We start from the raw sequence: 19443 nt of genomic DNA on the forward strand, positions 1-19443 counted from the left end.
CTTGAAAGTGTGAAATCAAGACAAACTCAATATTTGGCTATTTACAAACTTTAAAAGGTAACACATTATATCACAATATTTGGATATAATGAATCCATTATTTTCTGCCGATAATTTCCACTTCTGTTTCCATTTCAATTTCAAATTTATCATACACAGTATCCTTCACATGCTGTATCAAGGCTTGAACATCAGCTGCACTTCCATTACCTGTGTTAACGATAAAGTTCCCGTGCATTGGTGAAATCTGAGCTCCTCCAATAGAATGTCCCTTCAGGCCTGCATTCTCGACCAATTTACCTGCATGATGTGGAAGTGGATTCCTAAATATGCTCCCGGCACATGGAAGATTATACGGCTGGGTATCTTTACGGTAATTCTTGTTATTCTGCATTCTTTCCACGATTTCGGTTTTATCGCCCTCTGTCAATTGAAATATTGCTTCCAGTACGATACCCGGTCTTTTCTTCTGAAGCAGAGAAGTTCGATAAGAAAACTCCATTTCTTCCTTCGAAAGCCATGCTAAAGTTCCATCTTCGAAAAGAACATGTGCCTCCTTGAGAATTTCACTCATATCGGAACCGTGTGCACCAGCGTTCATATAGACTGCTCCGCCGACGGAACCAGGAATTCCACTGGCAAATTCCAATCCTGCATACCCTTTTTTACTGATTTGCACGGACAGGCTGACAAGTGATACCCCAGCTCCTGCTTTTATCTCCGTCCCATTTATCTCGAGATGATCAAGTCCTTTACCCAATTTAAGAACGGCACCTTCAATTCCGCCATCACTGACAAGTAGGTTCGAGCCCCTGCCGATTACCCTCCATGGCATCCCATGATCTTTAATGACCTGCATCGTTTTTTCTATATTTTCAATGGATGACGGCACGATGAATAAATCAGCCGGCCCCCCAATTTTCATAGTTGTATGATTCGCAAGCGGTTCCTGTTCAAGAACTTTGCCGATTTTCATTTCAGTTAATTGCTTTATCACATTATCCATGATAAACCTCCTTGTTGTTCCAAAAATTCCAAGTTATAAATTTTCATTTCCTCTTCCATGAGGTCCCTTATATTACAAGATTAATAACGCCTTTTAGCAGAAAAATGAACAGAAGCAAGCCCCAGTACGGCCTAACCCTCTTATACTATAGTCTAAACAAAGCCGTATTGCCAATATTTATTGTGGATTCCTCAACATTCATACATGGTAATATTTAAGCGACATTTCATTTATTTCTAAATTTCGGCAAGGCTCCCTCCAAAATCGTTTTCCGGCAAGGGTTTTCAATGTAAAAAAAGGGAAGCCCTGCGTTTAACAGGACTTCCCTTTTGCTCAACCATATATTTTTCTTATTTCAGAACCTTGAATAACGGCTAATATTCAGGAGCACCCCAATCGCCATCAACATGAGCGTCAGTGATGAACCGCCATAGCTTAAGAGGGGCAAGGTGATCCCCGTAACTGGCATCAGTCCCGTTACCACCCCTATATTAATCATCACTTGTATGGCGACCATCGCAATGATTCCCACCGCTACAAGGCTCCCATATAAATCAGGGGCACCAAGTGCGATCCGAATTCCCCGCCAAAGCATGAGCGCAAATAATAAAATGACAAGAGAGCCCCCGATGAAGCCAAGTTCCTCTGAAAGGATGGCAAAAATGAAATCAGTCTGCGGTTCTGGTAAATAGAAAAACTTTTGGCGACTTTGCCCGAGTCCCAGGCCGAACAATCCACCGGGCCCGATTGCATAAAACGATTGAATCATTTGAAACCCGCTGCCTAAAGGGTCTTCCCAAGGATCCAGGAAAGACGTGATCCTCTTTATCCGGTAGGGCGCCGACAAAATCAAACCGATAAAACCTGCTACCCCGATTAGCCCCAACCCGACAAAGTGACTGATCTTTGCCCCGGAAATAAAAATCATGACGATGCACGTTCCAACCATTACCGTTCCCGTTCCAAGGTCCGGCTGTAACATGATCAAACCAAATGCCAAAAACACTAAACCCAAGGATGGAAGCATCCCTTTTTTAAAGGAGGTGATCAGCTTTTGCCGTTCTGATAAAAACTTAGCTAAAAAAGCGATCATTGCCAGCTTCATGAACTCAGAAGGCTGGACCGAAAAGGCACCTACACCAATCCAGCTCCTCGAACCATTTCTCGCCATCCCTATACCCGGTACAAGTACAGCCAGTAACATAATGAAACAAATGATGATAAGAATCTTGGCCCATGTCCGCCACGTCCAGTAATCCACATTCATGATGAAAAACATGGCTATGACACCAACGCACGCAAACAGCAACTGTCTTTTAGCAAAATAAAACGAATCATCAAATTTATATGTTGCCCATATGGCACTCGCGCTGTAAACCATGATTAATCCAACAGTCAAAAGACTTAAGGTGACGATAATGAGAATGAGATCAGGATTCGATTTTTTTAATGGCACGGACATCCACCTCTAGGAAGTTTTTCGAGCCTGCGAATATAAACATCTTTGCTGATTGCTTGTCAGCACTTTAGTCAAAAAAAAAGCGATAACGGCTCATTATCGCTTTTTTCCAAGGTGTCAACGTAGAAGTAGGTTCACTTCTCTTTTGCGTAAGCTCTTACTTAAGTTTATGCACGGCCTCCATAAACATGTCTCCTCTTTGCTCAAAAGTTTTATATTGATCCCAGCTTGCACAAGCCGGGGAGAGAAGAATGCAGTCGCCTTCATTTGATAATTCAAATGCAGCCGGCACGGCCTTTTCTACATTATCGACACGTTTTATATTCGCTATTCCTATTTCTTTTGCTATCCGTTCAATTTTTTCTGCAGTTTCACCAAAAGTTATCACGGCTTTGACATTTTTCATCGCCGGTTTCAACTCATCGAATTCATTTCCGCGATCCAAACCGCCTGCCAATAAGATGACAGGTTCCGTAAAGGATGTTAATGCTTTGGAAGCTGCAAGAATGTTCGTCGCTTTCGAATCATTATAAAATTTACGGTTATCTATCGTTGCGACAAACTGCAGACGGTGCTCCACACCATAAAATGTTTTCAGTACAGTCTGAATGGCTTCGTTAGCTACACCCTTCAGTTTTGCCGCCGAGATGGCCGCGAGCACATTTTCCAAATTATGCTTTCCGGGAAGGGCTATCTCTGAAACTTCAATGATTTTTTCTCCTCGGAAACAGGCGGCGCCATTTTCCACATAGGCTCCATTTTCATGTTTCACTTCAGCTGAAAAAGGAACAAGTTCAGCCTTGGTCTTTTTCGCCATGGATAAAACAAGATCTTGATCTGCATTATAAATCATGAAATCTGAGGCTATTTGATTTTTTGTAATGGCAGCTTTTGCTTCGACATATTCCTGTTTGGAACTGTGATAATCCAAATGTGCATCATACAAATTTGTCACGATTGAGATTTCAGGACGAAATTCGTCTATTCCCATTAACTGAAACGACGATAATTCAATGACGATCGAGTCATCGGGTTTTGCTTTTTGGGCAACACCAGAAGCAACTGTCCCGATATTACCGGCAATCAGCGGGGATTTTTCACCGGTTTTCAACATTTCGTATATCAATGTTGTCGTGGTCGTTTTCCCATTTGTACCTGTGATTCCTATGAAAGGTGCCTCACTTATCTGATAGGCCAGTTCAACTTCCGTTATAACTGGAATCCCTTTTTCCAATGCCCCTTTTATAATAGGGTTCCGATAAGGGATTCCCGGGTTTTTCACGATCAGCTCGAAACCTTCATCAAGGAGCTCGATCGGATGACTGCCGCAGATGACTTTGATTCCCTGTTCAAGAAGTCCTTGAGCCTCAGGATTTTCCGATAATGGCTTCATGTCATTGACTGTCACGAATGCACCTAATTTATGTAGAAGCGAAGCTGCCATCACTCCGCTTTTTGCCAAACCCAATACTAATATCTTTTTCTCTGAATACTTTGCAGTCTCTTTCAATTATATCCACACCTCTAAATAGATTCCGAGTACCGCACACAGCAGCCCCACTGTCCAGAAAGTCACGACGACGCGCCATTCCGACCAGCCGGAAAGCTCATAATGGTGGTGAAGCGGACTCATTTTAAAAATACGTTTACCAGTCGTTTTAAAAGATCCTACCTGCAGGATGACCGAGAGCGTCTCTATGACGAAGACTCCGCCAATGATTACCAGGAGGATTTCAAGCTTCGTTAACAAAGCGATGGTTGCGATCGCTCCTCCAAGGGCCAAGGAACCCGTATCCCCCATGAAAACCTTTGCTGGGTGTGCATTGAATACCAAGAATCCAAGTACTGCACCGACAACCGCCACCGAAAAAATAGCGACATCATATTGTGACTGACTCCAGGCCAAAATGGCAAAAGCACCAAAGGCAATGGCTGATGTTCCTGAGACAAGTCCATCAAGCCCATCCGTCAAATTGACGGCATTCGAAAAACCTACAAGCCAGAAAATAACGATAAACAGATAAAACCAGCCAAAATCAAAAGCAAAGTCAGTGCCTGGAATCGTCAATTCAGGATTAAAACGGTCTGTCTGCTTAAAGACGAAGTAAAAGATGACCGAAATCACAATTTGTCCAAGCAGTTTTTGCTTGGAGGTCAGTCCCAGGTTTCGCTTCATGACCACTTTGATGAAATCATCCAGGAAACCTAATAAACCAAAACCTAAAGTAACGAATAGTAATAAATACGTTTCGGTTGATGGTGCCGAGAATTTCAAAGTCATGATCAGTGTAGCGATGGTAACAGATAATAATATGACCAGACCGCCCATGGTGGGTGTTCCCGTTTTCTTCAGATGCGATTGTGGGCCTTCTTCCCTGATACTTTGCCCGAATTTCAATCTTCTTAAAAACGGGATGAAAATCGGCGAAAGAAGAACGGTTACTAAAAACGCCACCAAAATCGTATAAAAAATCACTTGTTCCAACATTCCTTACTCCCTCATTCCTAACACAATTCAAATATAAAATTCTGCTTGATGTCTTTTCTTATTTGCTCCAGGGCAATCTAGCGCCGGTTCAAACTGAACCTAAACGACTTTGAATCGCCTTTTCCGCTTCTTCACGGTCATCGAAGTGAAGCACTTCGTCACCGACCAATTGATATGTTTCATGACCCTTTCCAGCTATTAATATAACGTCGCCCTCTTCCGCCTTGGAAACAGCGTAAGCTATCGCCTGCCTGCGGTCTTCGATAACCGTATATTCTTTGCCTGCTACACCAGCTTCCATATCCCGGAGGATCTGGGCAGCATCTTCACTTCGCGGATTATCCGAAGTGAAGATCGGGTCAGTCGCCAATCTGCAAGCAATTTCGGCCATGATGGGACGCTTTGTCTTGTCTCGGTCCCCGCCGCAGCCCACTATCACAAAGATTTTCTTTCTAGCAAACTCACCAACAGTTTTGAGTACATTTTCTAAGCTGTCCGGAGTATGAGCATAATCAACAATGACCGGGAAGTCCTGATTCGCTGTAATGAGCTCAAAACGGCCTGCAACACCTTTTATTTCCTCGATGGATTTAATTGTCTCATCCAGATCGTTACCGGCGCACAGAGCGGCAGAGATGGCAGATAGTACATTATAAACACTGAATTTACCAATTAGCTTCAGCTGAATGTAACGCTCTTCTTTACCTGCTGTCAAGGTGAAAGATGTGCCATTTGCATCAATTTTTATATCCGTGGCCCTGATATCTGCTTCTTTGTCTATGCCGTATGTTACCACTGTCGCAGCAGTCGCTTTAATGAAATCGGCTGTTGCCTCATCATCAGCATTAAGCACAGCATATTTAGGACGATTTTCTATGTAAGCATTGCCGAGCTGTGAGAAAAACAAGGATTTTGCTTGCCTGTATCTGTCCATGGTCTTATGAAAATCCAAATGATCCTGTGTAAGATTCGTAAAGACGGCAATATCATAATCACAGCCATGGACGCGTCCAAGCTCAAGTGCATGAGATGAAACTTCCATAATGGCCGTGGTAACTGATGCTTCGGTCATTTCATGAAAAGCCTTCTGCAGCGTAACGCTATCTGGCGTCGTATTCTTGGTTTCATATACCGTATCGGCAATTTTTGTATACATCGTGCCAATCAAGCCTGTTTTTTCTTGTCGATCCTCGAAAATCTTTTCCAATAAGTGACTGGTCGTCGTCTTTCCATTCGTACCTGTAATTCCGATCAAGCGCATCTTTTGAGTCGGATGGCCATAAAATGCATCGGCAAGCACCGCCATCGCCCTGCTCGAATCCCTGACTACGATCACGGGAACATCGAGGTCAAGCGGCCTTTCGGCAATGACTGCTGCAGCTCCATGTTCTACAGCAAGTTGGGCAAAATCATGACCATCGACTGTATAACCTTTTATACAAACAAATAAACTTCCGTCTATGACTTTACGGTTATCATTTTCAATGGAGGTGATTTCAGGATTCTCTCCTTCATACGGAAATAAGGAGTGTAAATAAGATAGTAATTTGTGAAGCTTCATTTTTCCATCCCTCTCAACTTAATTTGAGGATTCATTATATGTGATTAGCCTCGGCTTGTCGAGAAAACCAATTTCAATTATACGGGGTTATCCCGACTCCGTAAACAAAGCGGCTGATGATTCTTCAGCCGCTTTAACTATTCATATATTATATTATACTTATTCTGTATTTTCGCCAAGATAAATTCTTATTGTAGAGCCTTGTTTTACTTTAACGCCTGGATCCGGGGCTTGATTTATGACTTTATCCCCATTTCCGGCAATATCCAGCTTAAGGTCGATGAGCTGGGTTTGCAACTCTTTTTTGCTGAGACCCACAACGTCAGGTACCTCGACCATTACGGGATCCGTCCAGACCGTTTCCTTCTCAATCTGGTTTTTCCTTGGCTTGACGCCCATGGCCCTAAGTGAATCCTCCATGATGTTCCCAACGATCGGTGCGGCTACTACCCCACCGAATTGTACCGTCCCTTTCGGATTATCCACAGCTATATAAACGACGATTTGCGGATCATCCGCTGGAGCGACACCTATGAATGAGAGAATATAATTATTTTCAAGGTATCGGCCATTTTCAGCTTTTTGGGCGGTACCCGTTTTCCCGCCGACCCGGTACGACTCCACGAAAGCTCCTTTACCGCTACCTTGGGCGACAACGGATTCAAGTGCTTGACGGACTTTCTTAGAGGTTGCTTCTGAAATCACCTTTTTCTTCGCCTGTGGGGTCTTTCGCATCAGCACTTCCCCATTTTTGGGGTTCACTAGTTCCTTCGCGATATAAGGTGTATACAAAGTTCCGCCGTTCACAGCAGCCGATACCGCTGTCACCTGCTGAATGGGCGTTACGGCTACACCTTGTCCAAACGCAGTCGTTGCCTGCTCAACCGGACCCACTTGATCCATGTTGAACATGATTCCTTTTCCTTCTCCGGTTAAATCTATCCCCGTCTTTTGCCCAAACCCGAAATCATTTATATATTTAAACAGCTTGTCTTTACCAAGCCGGTTCCCTAATTCAACAAACCCCGGGTTACATGAATTCTCGACGACTTCAAGAAAAGTTTGGTCACCATGTCCTCCGCTTTTCCAGCAGTGCAGTGTAGACCCTGACACTTCCACATGACCGGAATCATAAAAATGTTCCTTTTCTAAGTCGACCTTCCCTTCCTCAAGCGCCGCAGCAAGCGTGATGATCTTAAAAGTCGAACCTGGTTCATATATACTCCAAACTGGTAAATTACGATTATACACTTCCGAAGGTACATTTTGGAAATTGGCTGGGTCGAAGGTCGGCCTGCTGGACATTGCCAATATTTCCCCGGTATTCGGGTTCATTGCAATGGCAATTATCCCATCGGGATCATATGTCGCCTCCGCATTATCGAGCTCCCTCTCCACGATTGTCTGGATTTTGCTATCGATTGTTAGCTTCAGGTTATCGCCATCAACAGGAGGCTTATAGTCATCGGCCATATTCTCAAGCCTTTTCCCTTTCGCATCCGAGTAAAATTTAACGAATCCTTTTTCCCCGCTTAGTTCCTTATCATAAGACAATTCAATACCCATCAACCCTTGATTATCGGAGCCCGTAAAGCCAAGAACATGCGAAAGGTATTCACCAAATGGGTAATGCCGCTTTGAATCTTCAGCGATATAAACACCCTTTATCCCTAATGCTTTAATTTCCTTCGCCTTTTCATGAGATATCTTTCTGCCTTCCGGAATCCTGACGCTCATCGCCTGTTTCGTTAACCATTGATAAGCCTTTTCCTTTGTCATATCCAATATTGAAGCAAGCTGTTCCGCCGTCTCCCCTGGATTCTCAATCTGCCTTGGGATGACATAGACCGTTGGCGCAGATATATTCGTTGCCAGCTCGACACCATTCCGATCGAGGATTTCTCCTCGTTTGGCTTCAAAAGGAATATTCCTGCTCCAGGAATCTTTAGCCAGCCCCGTCAACTTATCCCCAAGATAAAACTGTACAATTCCCAATCGGATATCAATGATAAAAAAAACAACGATACCGATCGCCAATGCGATTGCCAGCCGTTTTCGGACAGTAACATTCGAAACACGCAAAAACAGGCACCTCCATTTCATACATGCTTCAATATATGCTTGTCTAATCGATGCTAGACTAGAAACCTTGAAAGAAATAAAGAGGGAATCCATTTGGGATCCCCTCTTTATCTTCACTCTGTTTTCTCTTTAGTCGGTATATCTACACCAGCCCCTTCAGGCTGGGATAATTCAATATTGATGGTTTCTCCTTCCTTTACTTTTTTCCCGGCCTCAAGACTTTGTTTACTCACATATCCAGCACCTTCAGTTTTCAGATCCAGTTTTGCAACCTTAGCCAATTTCATAACATCGCGCAGGGACCATCCCTTCATGTCAGGAACATTCATTTCTCCTTCAGTCCGAAGTATTATCTTTTCACCCTGTAAGAGTATACTCCCGGCTTTTGGTGATTGATCGAGTACTTTACGCCCACTTCCGATCGTACTTGCATCATAGCCAAGTTCCTTCAGTTCTTTGACAGCTGAACTCTCGGTTTGATTCGTATAGTCTTTGATTTTATTTGCTTTTTGTTTTTTAACATCAGAAGGTTTGATGTTTAGATATTGCAGGCTATTTTGCATGACAGGATTAAATATCTCTGACAATGGATCAGCCCCAACATAAGATGCACCTAACTTCGGCTGCTTGACCGCCACATACATGACCAACTGTGGATCATCTTTTGGAGCCATGCCTAAAAAGGAGAATACATAGTTATTTTTCCCTTCTAAATATCTACCTGTCGGACCTGGAATTTGTGCGGTACCGGTTTTTCCCGCTACTTCATAACCATCAATGGCATATTTTTTCCCAGTTCCTTTTTTCGCGGAAATTACCGTTTCCAAATAATCACGTACCTGTTTTGCAGTTTCTTCCGAAATCGGTTGCCCTGTCACTTTCGGTTTTGTCGTTTTCAAAGTTTTTCCGGTATCTTGATCGGAGATGCTTTTTATTACGTATGGCCGCATCATTTTTCCGTCATTGGCTATTGCGGATGCAGCTTGGATTTGTTGAATTGGTGTAACGGTCGAACCCTGTCCAAAGGCAGTAGTCACTTTTTCAAGCTTATACTTGTATTGAATTTTACCGGTTATCTCGTTCGGCAGGTCAATTCCCGTTTTTTTATCAAATCCGAACTTAGTCAAATACTCACGAAAAGTATCCGCTCCTATTTTATCCATTGCAAGTGTAGCGAAAGCGACGTTGGAGGAGCGCTGAACCCCTTCAAGAAAGGTCATGCTCTTCCCTCTTTCGATTCCGCTATGATCTCCGATTTTCCCCGATCCGGCTTTGTAGGTTCCTGCAACAAAGCTTTCATTCGGATTAAAGACCCCTTCCTCAACAGCCGCGGCAAGGGTGAATGTTTTCATGGTTGAACCCGGTTCGAATGTTTCTTCAATAGCCAGGTTACGCCATGTATCCGTAAGCCCGACTTTCGTTGTCGGATGGAAGGTAGGCCTTTGCCCCATCGCCACTATCTCCCCCGTTTTTGGATTGGAGACAATCGCTATGATTTGTTCGGGATCGTATTTTTCCTGCACTTTGCTCATCGAATCTTCCAAGAACGTTTGTATTTTCTTATCGATGGTCAGCATGACATCATTTCCATTATCCGGGGCAACCACCTTTTCCTCCTTATCTGGTAAAAGGAAGCCCCATGAGTCACTGTCATATGTCAGCTTCCCATCCGTTTCCTGCAATTCTTTATTGAGGTACCTTTCAATGCCGAACTTACCAGCCATTTCTTCCGTTTCTTCATCCTTTTCTACATAGCCAATCAGATGGGAGGCGAAAATCCCATTAGGATAGAAACGTTTATTGGTTCTTCCGAATGTAATTCCCGGCAGTTCCAATTTTTCTATTTTCTGCTTGACGACCTGAGTCAAGTCCTTGCCGGCACTGCCAAATTCCACCTGGTATGCCCCGTTCGTAAGTCTTTCATAAATGTCCTGTTCATCCATGTCGATATATTTTGCAAGCTTACTAGCGGTCATCTCCGGATCCTTGACATGCTCGGGCTCCTTTTCACTGAGTACAGCCCTTAAGATATAGGAGGAAGTATCCTCGGCGATGACTTCCCCCTTTGTATCGAGTATGCTTCCCCTTTTGGCTTCTATGACCTGTTTTTTTTCATATTTCTTGTCGATTTTTGAAGCCAGTACCTCCCCGCCTGCTGTTCCCGTCACCTGAATATACAAAAAGCGGCAGACTAATACAAAAAAGAGCAGGCCGAATAAGAAGAATAATCCGGCTGCCCCATGCTTCATATTTTTTTGTTTCTGCATTATCACTGCACACCCTTCACATTATTCTCATTTAACTTGAACCCTAGCGCTGCAGCTTTTTTCCAAATTCTTTCGTATGTACTAAGTTCAGCAACCTGCACTTTCAAATCATCATTCACTTTACCCTGTTCTTCAATCGACGTTTCCACTAGCTGGATCTCTTTATTCGTTTCATAGATGGCCGCTTGATTTGAGACTATTTTCACTCCCATGAAGGTAACCATGATAGCAAGGGCACATAGTAAGAATACTTCACCAATGGATATCTTCGCTTTACGGATGACCACCGTTTGATGTGTCTGTTGCTGCTGTTGGTCTTCATATTGCTGTTCTTGTATTTTTTTGGCTATGGAACTCATTCATGTTCCCCCTTACTGTTTTTTTCTGTAATTATTGCTTTTCGGCGATTCTTAGCTTGGCCGACCGGGAACGATTATTCCCTTCCAATTCTTCTTCCGAAGGTAAAATCGGTTTTCTCGTAATTATTTTCATGGTTGGCTTGAATTCATCCGGGATAACTGGAAGTCCAGGCGGAAGGTCAGGAATGCTACTGGCCTTTTTAAATACCGTTTTACAAATTCTATCTTCAAGAGAATGAAATGTAATGACAGATATTCTTCCCTCTTTATCCAAAAGCGATATGGCCTGCTCCAAGGAGTCTTCAAAAACACCAAGTTCGTCATTCACAGCGATTCTTATTGCTTGGAACACTCGTTTCGCAGGGTGTCCGCCTTTACGTCTTGCCGGGGCCGGTATCCCATCCTTTATTAACTCCACAAGCTCGAACGTCGTTTCAATCGGTTTTATTTCACGTGCCGCTTCAATTTTCCTGGCAATTTGTTTCGAAAACTTTTCTTCTCCATATTGGAAGAAAATTCTCAGCAAATCATGGAATGACCAAGTATTCACGACATCATAGGCAGAAATGGCAGCACTTTGGTCCATCCTCATATCCAAGGGTGCATCATGGTTATAGCTGAAACCACGCTCTGGTGTATCCAATTGTGGGGATGACACGCCTAAATCATAAAGGATCCCGTCCACTTTCTCGATTCCCCGGGCATTCAACTCTTCTTTTAAGTATTTAAAATTATTAGGAACAAGAACAATACGTTCGCCATAGCTTTCCAATTTTTCCTTAGCATTCCGAATTGCCGTTTCGTCCTGATCAAAAGCATAAAGCCTGCCTTTATCAGAAAGCTGTGAAAGCAAGTATTCGCTGTGACCGGCTCCTCCTAAAGTACAATCCACATAAATTCCATCAGGTTTGATGTTCAATCCATCAACCGTCTCTTTTAATAACACTGTTGTATGTTGAAACATGCTAGACATCCTTCCAATCGGTTATTGAGTGACTCTATTTCTGAGGGCAGCCTTAAATATCAAAGCCAATCATATTTTCTGCTATCTCAGCGAAAGAATCCTCCGAAGCTGAAAAATAGTTTTCCCAAAGGGATTTGCTCCAAATCTCAATACGATTGGTAACACCAAGAATTACACATTCTTTTTCCAATTGGCCATATGAAGTAAGCGGCGTGGGGATATTAATTCGCCCTTGTTTATCAATTTCGCATTCTGTAGCTGCAGAAAAGAAAAAACGGGTAAAGGCTCGGGCATCTTTTTTTGTTAAAGGCAGGGCTTTCAGCTTTTCTTCAAGCAGCTTCCACTCTTCCATAGGATAACCAAATAAACATTGATCGAGTCCGCGGGTAAGAACAAATTGCTCCCCGAGATTTTCCCTGAATTTCACCGGGACTATCAAACGGCCCTTAATATCGATGTTATGATGGTACTCTCCCATGAACATACCCACTACCCCCACATTCTAATCTCAATGTACCACATTCCCCCACCTTTCTCCACTTGTTTTTACTTTCTCCTTCCAAGTAAAAATTCCCTTCTTTTCTTCTTAAGTTTATTTAGGCAAATTATTCAAAGAACCGCGCGTTTCCCTCGAATGGACTCAGACTAAGACGCAGACCCTCTATTACTGTCGAAGGACTACCGGACAAGTGCCCAGAAAACAAAAAAAAGACAGGCTTTAGCACCTGTCTTTTTTTTTACTTTTTAATCCCTCCGTCAGGATTGGTAAGTCGCAACCCATTAAAAAAATGATTAGTCCGCCACTTTTCCCCAAAACGGATGATTTTCTAAATGAAAATCAATTTATGCTGATTATTGAACCGGTATTCCAGTTTCATCATATCCCGAACGAACTCTGGCCCATATTGATTCAAGTAATAAAACACATTCCAAATCCGCTCCTGGGGTGATTCAAGAGGGTAAAGTGAATTTGCTATCCGTTCATATTTCTTCAATATGACCGAATGCCGTTCCTTTGTACGGTCACCGATTTTGCCATACATGAAATTCAATTGCTTTTGGATGAATTCGATGTTTTTGTTCAACATCGGCTCAAGTCCTCTATCTAAAGAGACAGCATGGACAAATAGCTTTTCATGGTTCTCTTCAAGCTGCGATTTCAGCGTCCCAAACAGATTGTCAATCGTCTCATCCTTTACGGAATCAAGGTAACTTTTCACCGCATTAGCGGTTCCTTCAGTCAGAACAGTTTCCAAACTGAGTTCCATTTCTTCAAGATCGCTATGGATACTGCGCTCCACCAGCGTGATGTTTAACCTAGGAATGATTGGCGGCATCTTCATGGAAAACAACTCAAATACCTTTTTCAATTCTGCCCAATAAGCTATTTCCCCTGGCCCCGAAACGAAAGCCAATACAGGGAAAAGCATTTCCTGCATAAGCGGGCGTGTAATGACATTGTTGCTTAATCGTTCCGGATGGTTTTTGGCTATCTGCAAGAGTTCCAGCTCGGTAAATGATACCTCACCGTTTTTTCCGCTGAAACCGCCTTCTACACGCTCGAGTAAACATCGATCTTTTTTTTCTGGATCATAATAAAATAAATTAGCAGCCTGTTTATCCATTTCAATCATTTTTGCATACCCTTTCGCATGCATGAATGATTGCTGTACCTCGACCATTTCAGCAATCTGTCCACTTTCATTGACCATCGATTCAAAATATGCCTTCTCAATTCGCCTTAATTCCGGATCTCCGGCATCGACTAGTAAAAGTCCATATTCTTTGAACCATTCATGAATCAGCCTGGCGAAGAATTCGACGAAGGTATTCGATTGCTTAATGGTTTCCTTCATATCAATCAGGAGTTTATTCGTAAAGGCCGTTTCTCCATATGTTTCAATGATTTCCTCAAGCCATTTCTCTGCCTTTTCCGTTTCCAGCTCCACGTCAGAAACCATTGTTTTATACGGTTGATAGGAAGGATAGGTTTTTTTATCGGGTTTACCATTTTTCATGACATAAACATGATTGACTTCAGCTAAATCATGATCTTCTCCAGCTATCCAAAAAACTGGAATGACTGGCTGCCCCAATTCTTTTTCCTGTTCTTCCGCAAGCTTAATGATCGAAATTACTTTATGAATGGTATACAGCGGCCCTGATAATAACCCAGCCTGCTGTCCTCCAATCACAACCACGGAATCATCCCTGCGCAACCTTTCAATATTCCCATTAACTGCCTCACTGAATGAAAGACGAGACATGTATTGTTGTATGTAATCCGACAATTCATCACGTGAAAAAGAGCGGTTCGTCAATTCACTATATCTATTGTGATAAATGTCAGGCTTTGCTAAGTCATAGTGAAAATAATCCTCCGTTTCAAGACGGTTTTGTAAATAGTCCGATGCAAAACGGTTTAAAGATGGTAACGCGAGATCTTTCATCTCCATTTCTGTTCTCCCTTTCTCTGCAACTACAATTCTTTTTAGAGTATAACATTCCGGTTTAAGAAAACAAAAGAAGTTGCCCAGCAGCAGAAAATTGATGCGATGTTCTATGTTATGTAGTCAATATCTTCGTAATACTTGTTATTATACCAATGGAAAATAATAGAAGGTAAGCCACAAAAAAGAAGGCGAAGTTCACTCTCCAAAAACCCTTTAATACCTTATGGAAAATGATTTCTTCTTTTACCTTGTAATGGACAAGGACCACCAAGAATGCGTTAACGATCATTATGAGCATGATCACCCAAAGAATTTGCTTATCCCAAATCGTAATGATCAAATAATGGACGGATAATACGAACAGCAGCGTACTCATGTCCATTGCAAATTGAACGGAGCGCCTATGGTTCCCAGTGAATTGTTTGGCACTAATAAAAAAAAGTATATACCCTGCGAAAGGCAAGGTAATAAATATCGCGGCAAGGTTTGAAACTACGTACGGCACATCCTCATCCCCCCTGAGACTCTTTTCCTTTGACCATCTTATATAGAGAAGACGTCAGGCAATAACTTTTCCCTTTGCTCTTTGCCTCCGAGAGGATATGACCCAAAATGGCATCAATTTCCGTTTGACGGCCATTTTCCAAATCTTTTAGCATCGATGATCGATTTCCAGCTGTTGCCATACAAACGGACCTCACATTTTCGAATGACTCATCCTTATTTTGAACTTCCAAAATACCGGAGACTTCTTCAAAAAGGTCTTGAAACAATTGGTAATAAAAAGGATTGGTGATCAAACCTCCATTTTCCACGCCAAGTATCGCTGTTAATGGATTTATCACTGCATTGACGACAAGCTTATCCATCAGCATCGAGTGAAAATCCTCACTCTTCATAAAAGGAAAATGATCGATCCTTTCATCCACTAACGATAGTTGCTCAAGTTCCCCTTTAAAGGAAGCGATCCTTGTTATGCCGAGCCCTGTATGCTCGACGGTATTCCCGTCATGTTTCAATGCCCCATGCTCCACTACCCCCACATATATGCTCGGGGATTGAAGCTGCTTTAAATAAGAAATATGCCCATAGCCATTCTGCAAGAATAGCAATGGAACCTGAATACCTTTGATTCTAGGCAATATTTGCGGCAAGTGATATTGCTTGACGGCCAATATAAGAAAATCCACATCCGATATCCCTTCATCCAGCCCCATAGAAATGATGCTTGTCAGCAGCCGGCTTTCACCACCCGCAATAAGGCGGATTCCATCACGTTGGATGATGGACGCCTGATCAGCAGTATGAGTATAGAGAGTCACACTATGTTTCTCACTTAAATGAGACGCAAACAGTAGCCCGATGGCCCCTCCCCCAATGATTCCAATTCTCATAATACCCTTCCTTACTTTTTGAAATATATTTACTATTTTATCACATTATCTTTTTTATCCTGCATCAATTTCACATCAACAACTTTGGAAACGCCGTCAACCTGATTGCATGGAGTTTACCCGCCATCAACAAGGCTCGCCATAAAATATCAATGGAAAGAATTATTAATAAGCCATTGAAGATATATTCTCTTCTTTAAGCGTTAATTTAATGGTATATTAGATACGAAAAGCTTAGCCATTTTGAAGACTTTATAGGAACAAAAGATAACTCCAATCTCTACCCACGAATTTTGAAGGGAAAAGAGCGGGGGATAAAAGGCTATAAGCATTTATCAGCTAGGATAAATCGATGATGTCATACTAGATATAACCTAAGCTGGAATTCCACATGGTAAAGGTCAGTGGGATGACTTTCAAAGGGTACTATCGGAAGAGGTTTATCAGAATTAAGGGGGAGCTTTTTTATGGAATACAAGGTTGAACGATTACTTGTAAATTTTAAAACGCTTGAGGAATTCAAAAAATTCAAAGAATACGGGATACAGGAACTGTCCATGCTCGATGATTTAGAGGCTAACATCATTGAAAATGACAGCCAATCACCTTTTTACGGAATCTTTTATGGCGACAAACTTGTAGCCCGCATGAGCCTGTATAAAAGAAGCGCTAAATTTGACCGGTACTTTGACAATTCTAGGGACTTCCTTGTTCTCTGGAAACTTGAAGTCCTGCCTAACTATCAGAAAAAAGGTTATGGAAGAGCTTTGGTTGAATTCGCCAAAAGCCTGAACATGCCTATCAAAACCAACCCAAGAGTTCATTCACAAGACTTTTGGAAAAAGATGGGCTTTTCTGCTGTTTCCTATGATTTGGACAGGGACCTTGGAGAAAACCCGCTGATTTGGAGCCCATTTGACATACAAGATAAAAAAGAAATAGATACGCAGGAATAGGAATACCAAGAAAAATGCGGGCGGATTTTCCCACCCGCATTTTTCATTTATTGACCCTTTCCAAATTACCATTCTTATCCATTTGGAAACTCACCTTCGGATTCGTCTTTTCGTCCTCTTGTACACTAAGCTTTCTTGCACGCTCCATGATCTGCATTAACGCACGATAATCTTCCTCAACAGCTTTCAAGTTTTCTTGGAGCAAAGCATTCTCTTCCAGCAATCGGACATTTTCCTGTTCAAGAAATAAGGACCGCTCAGAAATCAGTTCTTTTTCCTTATTATCAACCTGAAAGAATTCATCCATTTTGGTTAAATATAATATAACTTCCTGAAGGGTGATAGATTCTTTATCTTCATGCCGGGGGGGCTTTTCTTCAATCGTGACATTTTCCACCGCCGCTACCGAATCCCTTTCCATTTCAGGATTATTGACCACCTGTTCTTTCCTTTGTTTTTTCGCCAGCTCTATCCCTGATTTATATTGCTTCCTTACAAATGAGTTCCAACGGAACCCACAAGCAGCAGATGTTCTCGATAGCTGTTTCCCCACTTCTTCAAACGCCTTTAATTGTGTACTGCCTTCTCGTATATGCCTTAGCACCACTTCAGCCAACAACAGATCCTCATCATGAGTCCATGCATCTTGTCTCGCAATCGTCATCTCTCTACCTCCTTAGCAAGTTTTAATTCATAATATGCACATGCTAGGGAAGATAGAAGATATATAGAGCGTGTAATATTTATTTTTTCTTATTTAAAAAACGATCGACTGCAGCGTGATGCTCATCACTCGCCCACAGTTTAGAACATTCCCGGATTTCAGCATCCATTCTTCCTCTAAGCCCGCTACCCTGCCATTTATGGACCAGCAATCGCTTATAAGCCATCAATACCCCTGTCTCATGGCGAAGAAAATCTTCTGCGAACCTTTCCCATTCATCGGCACCTTCTCCGACTATCTCATCTACGAAACCCAATTCCTTTGCTTCCTCGGCTTTATGTATTTTTGCATCCAATAATAGCTTTAGCGCTTTTTGCCCTGATATTTTTTCAAGTAAAAGTGAAGCTCCGCCCCAGCCTGTCGTTATTCCCAGAGTACCTTGTACAAACCCCAGCTTAACTTCCCTCTTTGCTAATCTGAAATCACAAGCTGTCGCAATTTCGCATCCACCGCCTAAAGCACTTCCATTGATGAGCGCTATTGTTGGTTTTGGGAAAACTGCTAGTTTATACAGAATTTCACCCATTTTCGATAACATAGCAAAGGCCTCTTCTTCTGAACGCAAATCCTGAAATTCCCTTAGATCCCCGCCTGAACAGAATGCCTCGGAGCCCGCCCCTGTCAGGACCAGCAACTTAACTTCATCATCGCATGCAGCTTCTGACAATATCGACTCGAGTTCGTCCATCAATTGATAATTCACGGCGTTCCTTTTCTCCGGTCTATTAAACAGGAGCTTCATGAAACCGCGTTCATCCTTTTCAACATTAATTACTTGATCCACGTAAACACCATCTCCGAAACCATCGGCAAACATAGATGATTCAAAATATTCTGCCAAATATATTTGTAAAAAAAGCACAGAGAAAAATCCCTGCGCTTTGATTAGCGTGTTGCATCAAGAAAGCAAAGCTCTCAAGTAGGTCAAGAAATTATTTTGCGACAACTTCTTTTCCTTTATATGTTCCACATTCTTTACAAACGTGATGTGAAAGAGTCATTCCACCACAGCTCGGGCATTCTACCATACCAGGTACTTGAAGCTTGAAGTGTGTACGACGTTTTCTTTTTACAGTTTTCGACGTTCTTCTAAAAGGTACAGCCATTATTCCCACCTCCTTAAAAAATATAAAAAAGCTGGAAAAATCGGATTAACGATTTTTCGTTCCAATCAAGATTCTTTATTGTTGTCAAAAAAGTCGGCAAGCTTTGCAAATCTCGGATCAACCTTATGCTCATTTTCCTCTTCAGAAATAACAGCCCAGTCTTTTCCGGATTGAGGAGCAGCTTCATTCGAATCGACATCCTCACAAAAAACCTGCATCGGAATTTCTAGCAATAAATTTTCTTTAATTACCGGTATTAAGTCTACAACGTCACCTTCCACAACAGTGACATCGTCTCCGTAGAAATCGGCGCCATCTGCCTTTAAAAGAAAGGTTTCCTTTGTATCAATATCAATCGGATATTTAACGTCTACCAGTGTACGGGAGCAAGGTAATGTTAATTCACCTGAAAGATGCAAGTGAAAAGTAATCTCGGTCGAGCTGATATCAGCTCTTCCTGCTACTCTGATCGGAGAAACATCGCGAATTTGCGGGTCTCTTTCTCTAATGTCCAAGACATCCACCAGTTCATCAAACCGTAAATCTTTGTCCCGAATTTTTTGAAGTTGACTAATCGTCCATTTCAATTGAAATCACCTCAAGGCAACAAAAATAATTATAGCT

The 19443-nt window shown here is 42.2% G+C and carries 18 protein-coding genes; 1 reads left to right on the forward strand and 17 read right to left on the reverse strand.

Annotated features, from left to right (window positions below):
• Positions 1–97: 97 nt before the first annotated feature.
• The 13 genes from murB to ACYP5M_RS21825 all read right to left on the reverse strand — a co-directional run bounded on the left by murB (position 98) and on the right by ACYP5M_RS21825 (position 16033).
• Positions 98–1006 carry a UDP-N-acetylmuramate dehydrogenase gene (gene murB / locus ACYP5M_RS21765; protein ID WP_260357038.1) on the reverse strand — a complete coding sequence of 303 codons (909 nt, stop codon included), beginning with the start codon at positions 1004–1006 and terminating at the stop codon, positions 98–100.
• A 355-nt stretch (positions 1007–1361) separates the two neighbouring features.
• Positions 1362–2462: a stage V sporulation protein E gene (spoVE, locus tag ACYP5M_RS21770; RefSeq protein ID WP_098371083.1), complete on the reverse strand. Its 1101-nt coding sequence runs from the start codon at positions 2460–2462 to the stop codon at positions 1362–1364.
• A gap of 160 nt (positions 2463–2622) precedes the next feature.
• Positions 2623–3975, reverse strand: coding sequence for a UDP-N-acetylmuramoyl-L-alanine--D-glutamate ligase (murD, locus tag ACYP5M_RS21775; protein ID WP_230177553.1), 1353 nt, complete (start codon positions 3973–3975; stop codon positions 2623–2625).
• Positions 3976–4953: a phospho-N-acetylmuramoyl-pentapeptide-transferase gene (gene mraY / locus ACYP5M_RS21780; RefSeq protein WP_101224579.1), complete on the reverse strand. Its 978-nt coding sequence runs from the start codon at positions 4951–4953 to the stop codon at positions 3976–3978.
• 88 nt (positions 4954–5041) lie between these two features.
• Positions 5042–6514, reverse strand: coding sequence for a UDP-N-acetylmuramoyl-L-alanyl-D-glutamate--2,6-diaminopimelate ligase (locus ACYP5M_RS21785; protein ID WP_434169040.1), 1473 nt, complete (start codon positions 6512–6514; stop codon positions 5042–5044).
• Positions 6515–6673: 159 nt separating this feature from the next.
• The gene (locus ACYP5M_RS21790) at positions 6674–8596 is read right to left on the reverse strand and encodes a stage V sporulation protein D (RefSeq protein WP_230177554.1); all 1923 of its coding nucleotides are present in this window, start codon (positions 8594–8596) and stop codon (positions 6674–6676) included.
• A gap of 113 nt (positions 8597–8709) precedes the next feature.
• Positions 8710–10863 carry a penicillin-binding protein gene (locus ACYP5M_RS21795; RefSeq protein ID WP_232782994.1) on the reverse strand — a complete coding sequence of 718 codons (2154 nt, stop codon included), beginning with the start codon at positions 10861–10863 and terminating at the stop codon, positions 8710–8712.
• 2 nt (positions 10864–10865) lie between these two features.
• Positions 10866–11222 carry a cell division protein FtsL gene (gene ftsL / locus ACYP5M_RS21800; RefSeq protein WP_101224576.1) on the reverse strand — a complete coding sequence of 119 codons (357 nt, stop codon included), beginning with the start codon at positions 11220–11222 and terminating at the stop codon, positions 10866–10868.
• Between the two features lie 31 nt (positions 11223–11253).
• Complete coding sequence (gene rsmH, locus ACYP5M_RS21805; RefSeq protein WP_101224575.1) at positions 11254–12186, reverse strand: 16S rRNA (cytosine(1402)-N(4))-methyltransferase RsmH; 933 nt, start codon at positions 12184–12186, stop codon at positions 11254–11256.
• A 52-nt stretch (positions 12187–12238) separates the two neighbouring features.
• A complete protein-coding gene (gene mraZ / locus ACYP5M_RS21810; RefSeq protein WP_034313914.1) occupies positions 12239–12670 on the reverse strand; it encodes a division/cell wall cluster transcriptional repressor MraZ in 432 nt (143 codons plus the stop codon).
• Positions 12671–13013: 343 nt separating this feature from the next.
• Positions 13014–14642 carry a bacillithiol biosynthesis cysteine-adding enzyme BshC gene (bshC, locus tag ACYP5M_RS21815; protein WP_459735512.1) on the reverse strand — a complete coding sequence of 543 codons (1629 nt, stop codon included), beginning with the start codon at positions 14640–14642 and terminating at the stop codon, positions 13014–13016.
• 109 nt (positions 14643–14751) lie between these two features.
• Complete coding sequence (locus tag ACYP5M_RS21820) at positions 14752–15144, reverse strand: DUF3397 domain-containing protein (RefSeq protein WP_101224573.1); 393 nt, start codon at positions 15142–15144, stop codon at positions 14752–14754.
• Between the two features lie 4 nt (positions 15145–15148).
• Entirely contained in the window at positions 15149–16033 is an 885-nt protein-coding gene (locus tag ACYP5M_RS21825; RefSeq protein ID WP_434169037.1) for a 2-dehydropantoate 2-reductase, read from the reverse strand.
• Positions 16034–16500: 467 nt separating this feature from the next.
• Between ACYP5M_RS21825 and ACYP5M_RS21830 the strand changes: the two genes are divergently transcribed.
• Complete coding sequence (locus ACYP5M_RS21830; RefSeq protein WP_101224571.1) at positions 16501–16989, forward strand: N-acetyltransferase; 489 nt, start codon at positions 16501–16503, stop codon at positions 16987–16989.
• Between the two features lie 43 nt (positions 16990–17032).
• Here ACYP5M_RS21830 and ACYP5M_RS21835 read toward each other — a convergent pair whose 3' ends face one another.
• The 4 genes from ACYP5M_RS21835 to ACYP5M_RS21850 form a co-directional block, all read right to left on the reverse strand.
• A complete protein-coding gene (locus ACYP5M_RS21835; RefSeq protein ID WP_434169036.1) occupies positions 17033–17653 on the reverse strand; it encodes an RsfA family transcriptional regulator in 621 nt (206 codons plus the stop codon).
• Positions 17654–17732: 79 nt separating this feature from the next.
• On the reverse strand, positions 17733–18575 hold the full coding sequence (locus ACYP5M_RS21840; RefSeq protein ID WP_459735513.1) for an enoyl-CoA hydratase/isomerase family protein: 843 nt from the start codon (positions 18573–18575) through the stop codon (positions 17733–17735).
• Positions 18576–18645: 70 nt separating this feature from the next.
• Positions 18646–18819, reverse strand: a complete 174-nt coding sequence (rpmF, locus tag ACYP5M_RS21845) for a 50S ribosomal protein L32 (RefSeq protein WP_034313929.1) — start codon at positions 18817–18819, stop codon at positions 18646–18648.
• A 65-nt stretch (positions 18820–18884) separates the two neighbouring features.
• The gene (locus ACYP5M_RS21850) at positions 18885–19406 is read right to left on the reverse strand and encodes a YceD family protein (RefSeq protein ID WP_098371093.1); all 522 of its coding nucleotides are present in this window, start codon (positions 19404–19406) and stop codon (positions 18885–18887) included.
• Between the last annotated feature and the right edge of the window lie 37 nt (positions 19407–19443).

The organism is Peribacillus sp. N1 (assembly GCF_054600815.1).

What these genes read in the sequence shown, in the direction of transcription:
- murB (WP_260357038.1), bottom strand. Translation starts at nt 1,006, where the DNA reads ATGGATAATGTGATAAAGCAATTAACTGAAATGAAAATCGGCAAAGTT.
- mraY (WP_101224579.1), bottom strand. Translation starts at nt 4,953, where the DNA reads ATGTTGGAACAAGTGATTTTTTATACGATTTTGGTGGCGTTTTTAGTA.
- ACYP5M_RS21785 (WP_434169040.1), bottom strand. Translation starts at nt 6,514, where the DNA reads ATGAAGCTTCACAAATTACTATCTTATTTACACTCCTTATTTCCGTAT.
- ACYP5M_RS21795 (WP_232782994.1), bottom strand. Translation starts at nt 10,863, where the DNA reads ATGCAGAAACAAAAAAATATGAAGCATGGGGCAGCCGGATTATTCTTC.
- ftsL (WP_101224576.1), bottom strand. Translation starts at nt 11,222, where the DNA reads ATGAGTTCCATAGCCAAAAAAATACAAGAACAGCAATATGAAGACCAA.
- rsmH (WP_101224575.1), bottom strand. Translation starts at nt 12,186, where the DNA reads ATGTTTCAACATACAACAGTGTTATTAAAAGAGACGGTTGATGGATTG.
- mraZ (WP_034313914.1), bottom strand. Translation starts at nt 12,670, where the DNA reads ATGTTCATGGGAGAGTACCATCATAACATCGATATTAAGGGCCGTTTG.
- bshC (WP_459735512.1), bottom strand. Translation starts at nt 14,642, where the DNA reads ATGGAGATGAAAGATCTCGCGTTACCATCTTTAAACCGTTTTGCATCG.
- ACYP5M_RS21825 (WP_434169037.1), bottom strand. Translation starts at nt 16,033, where the DNA reads ATGAGAATTGGAATCATTGGGGGAGGGGCCATCGGGCTACTGTTTGCG.
- ACYP5M_RS21830 (WP_101224571.1), top strand. Translation starts at nt 16,501, where the DNA reads ATGGAATACAAGGTTGAACGATTACTTGTAAATTTTAAAACGCTTGAG.
- ACYP5M_RS21835 (WP_434169036.1), bottom strand. Translation starts at nt 17,653, where the DNA reads ATGACGATTGCGAGACAAGATGCATGGACTCATGATGAGGATCTGTTG.
- rpmF (WP_034313929.1), bottom strand. Translation starts at nt 18,819, where the DNA reads ATGGCTGTACCTTTTAGAAGAACGTCGAAAACTGTAAAAAGAAAACGT.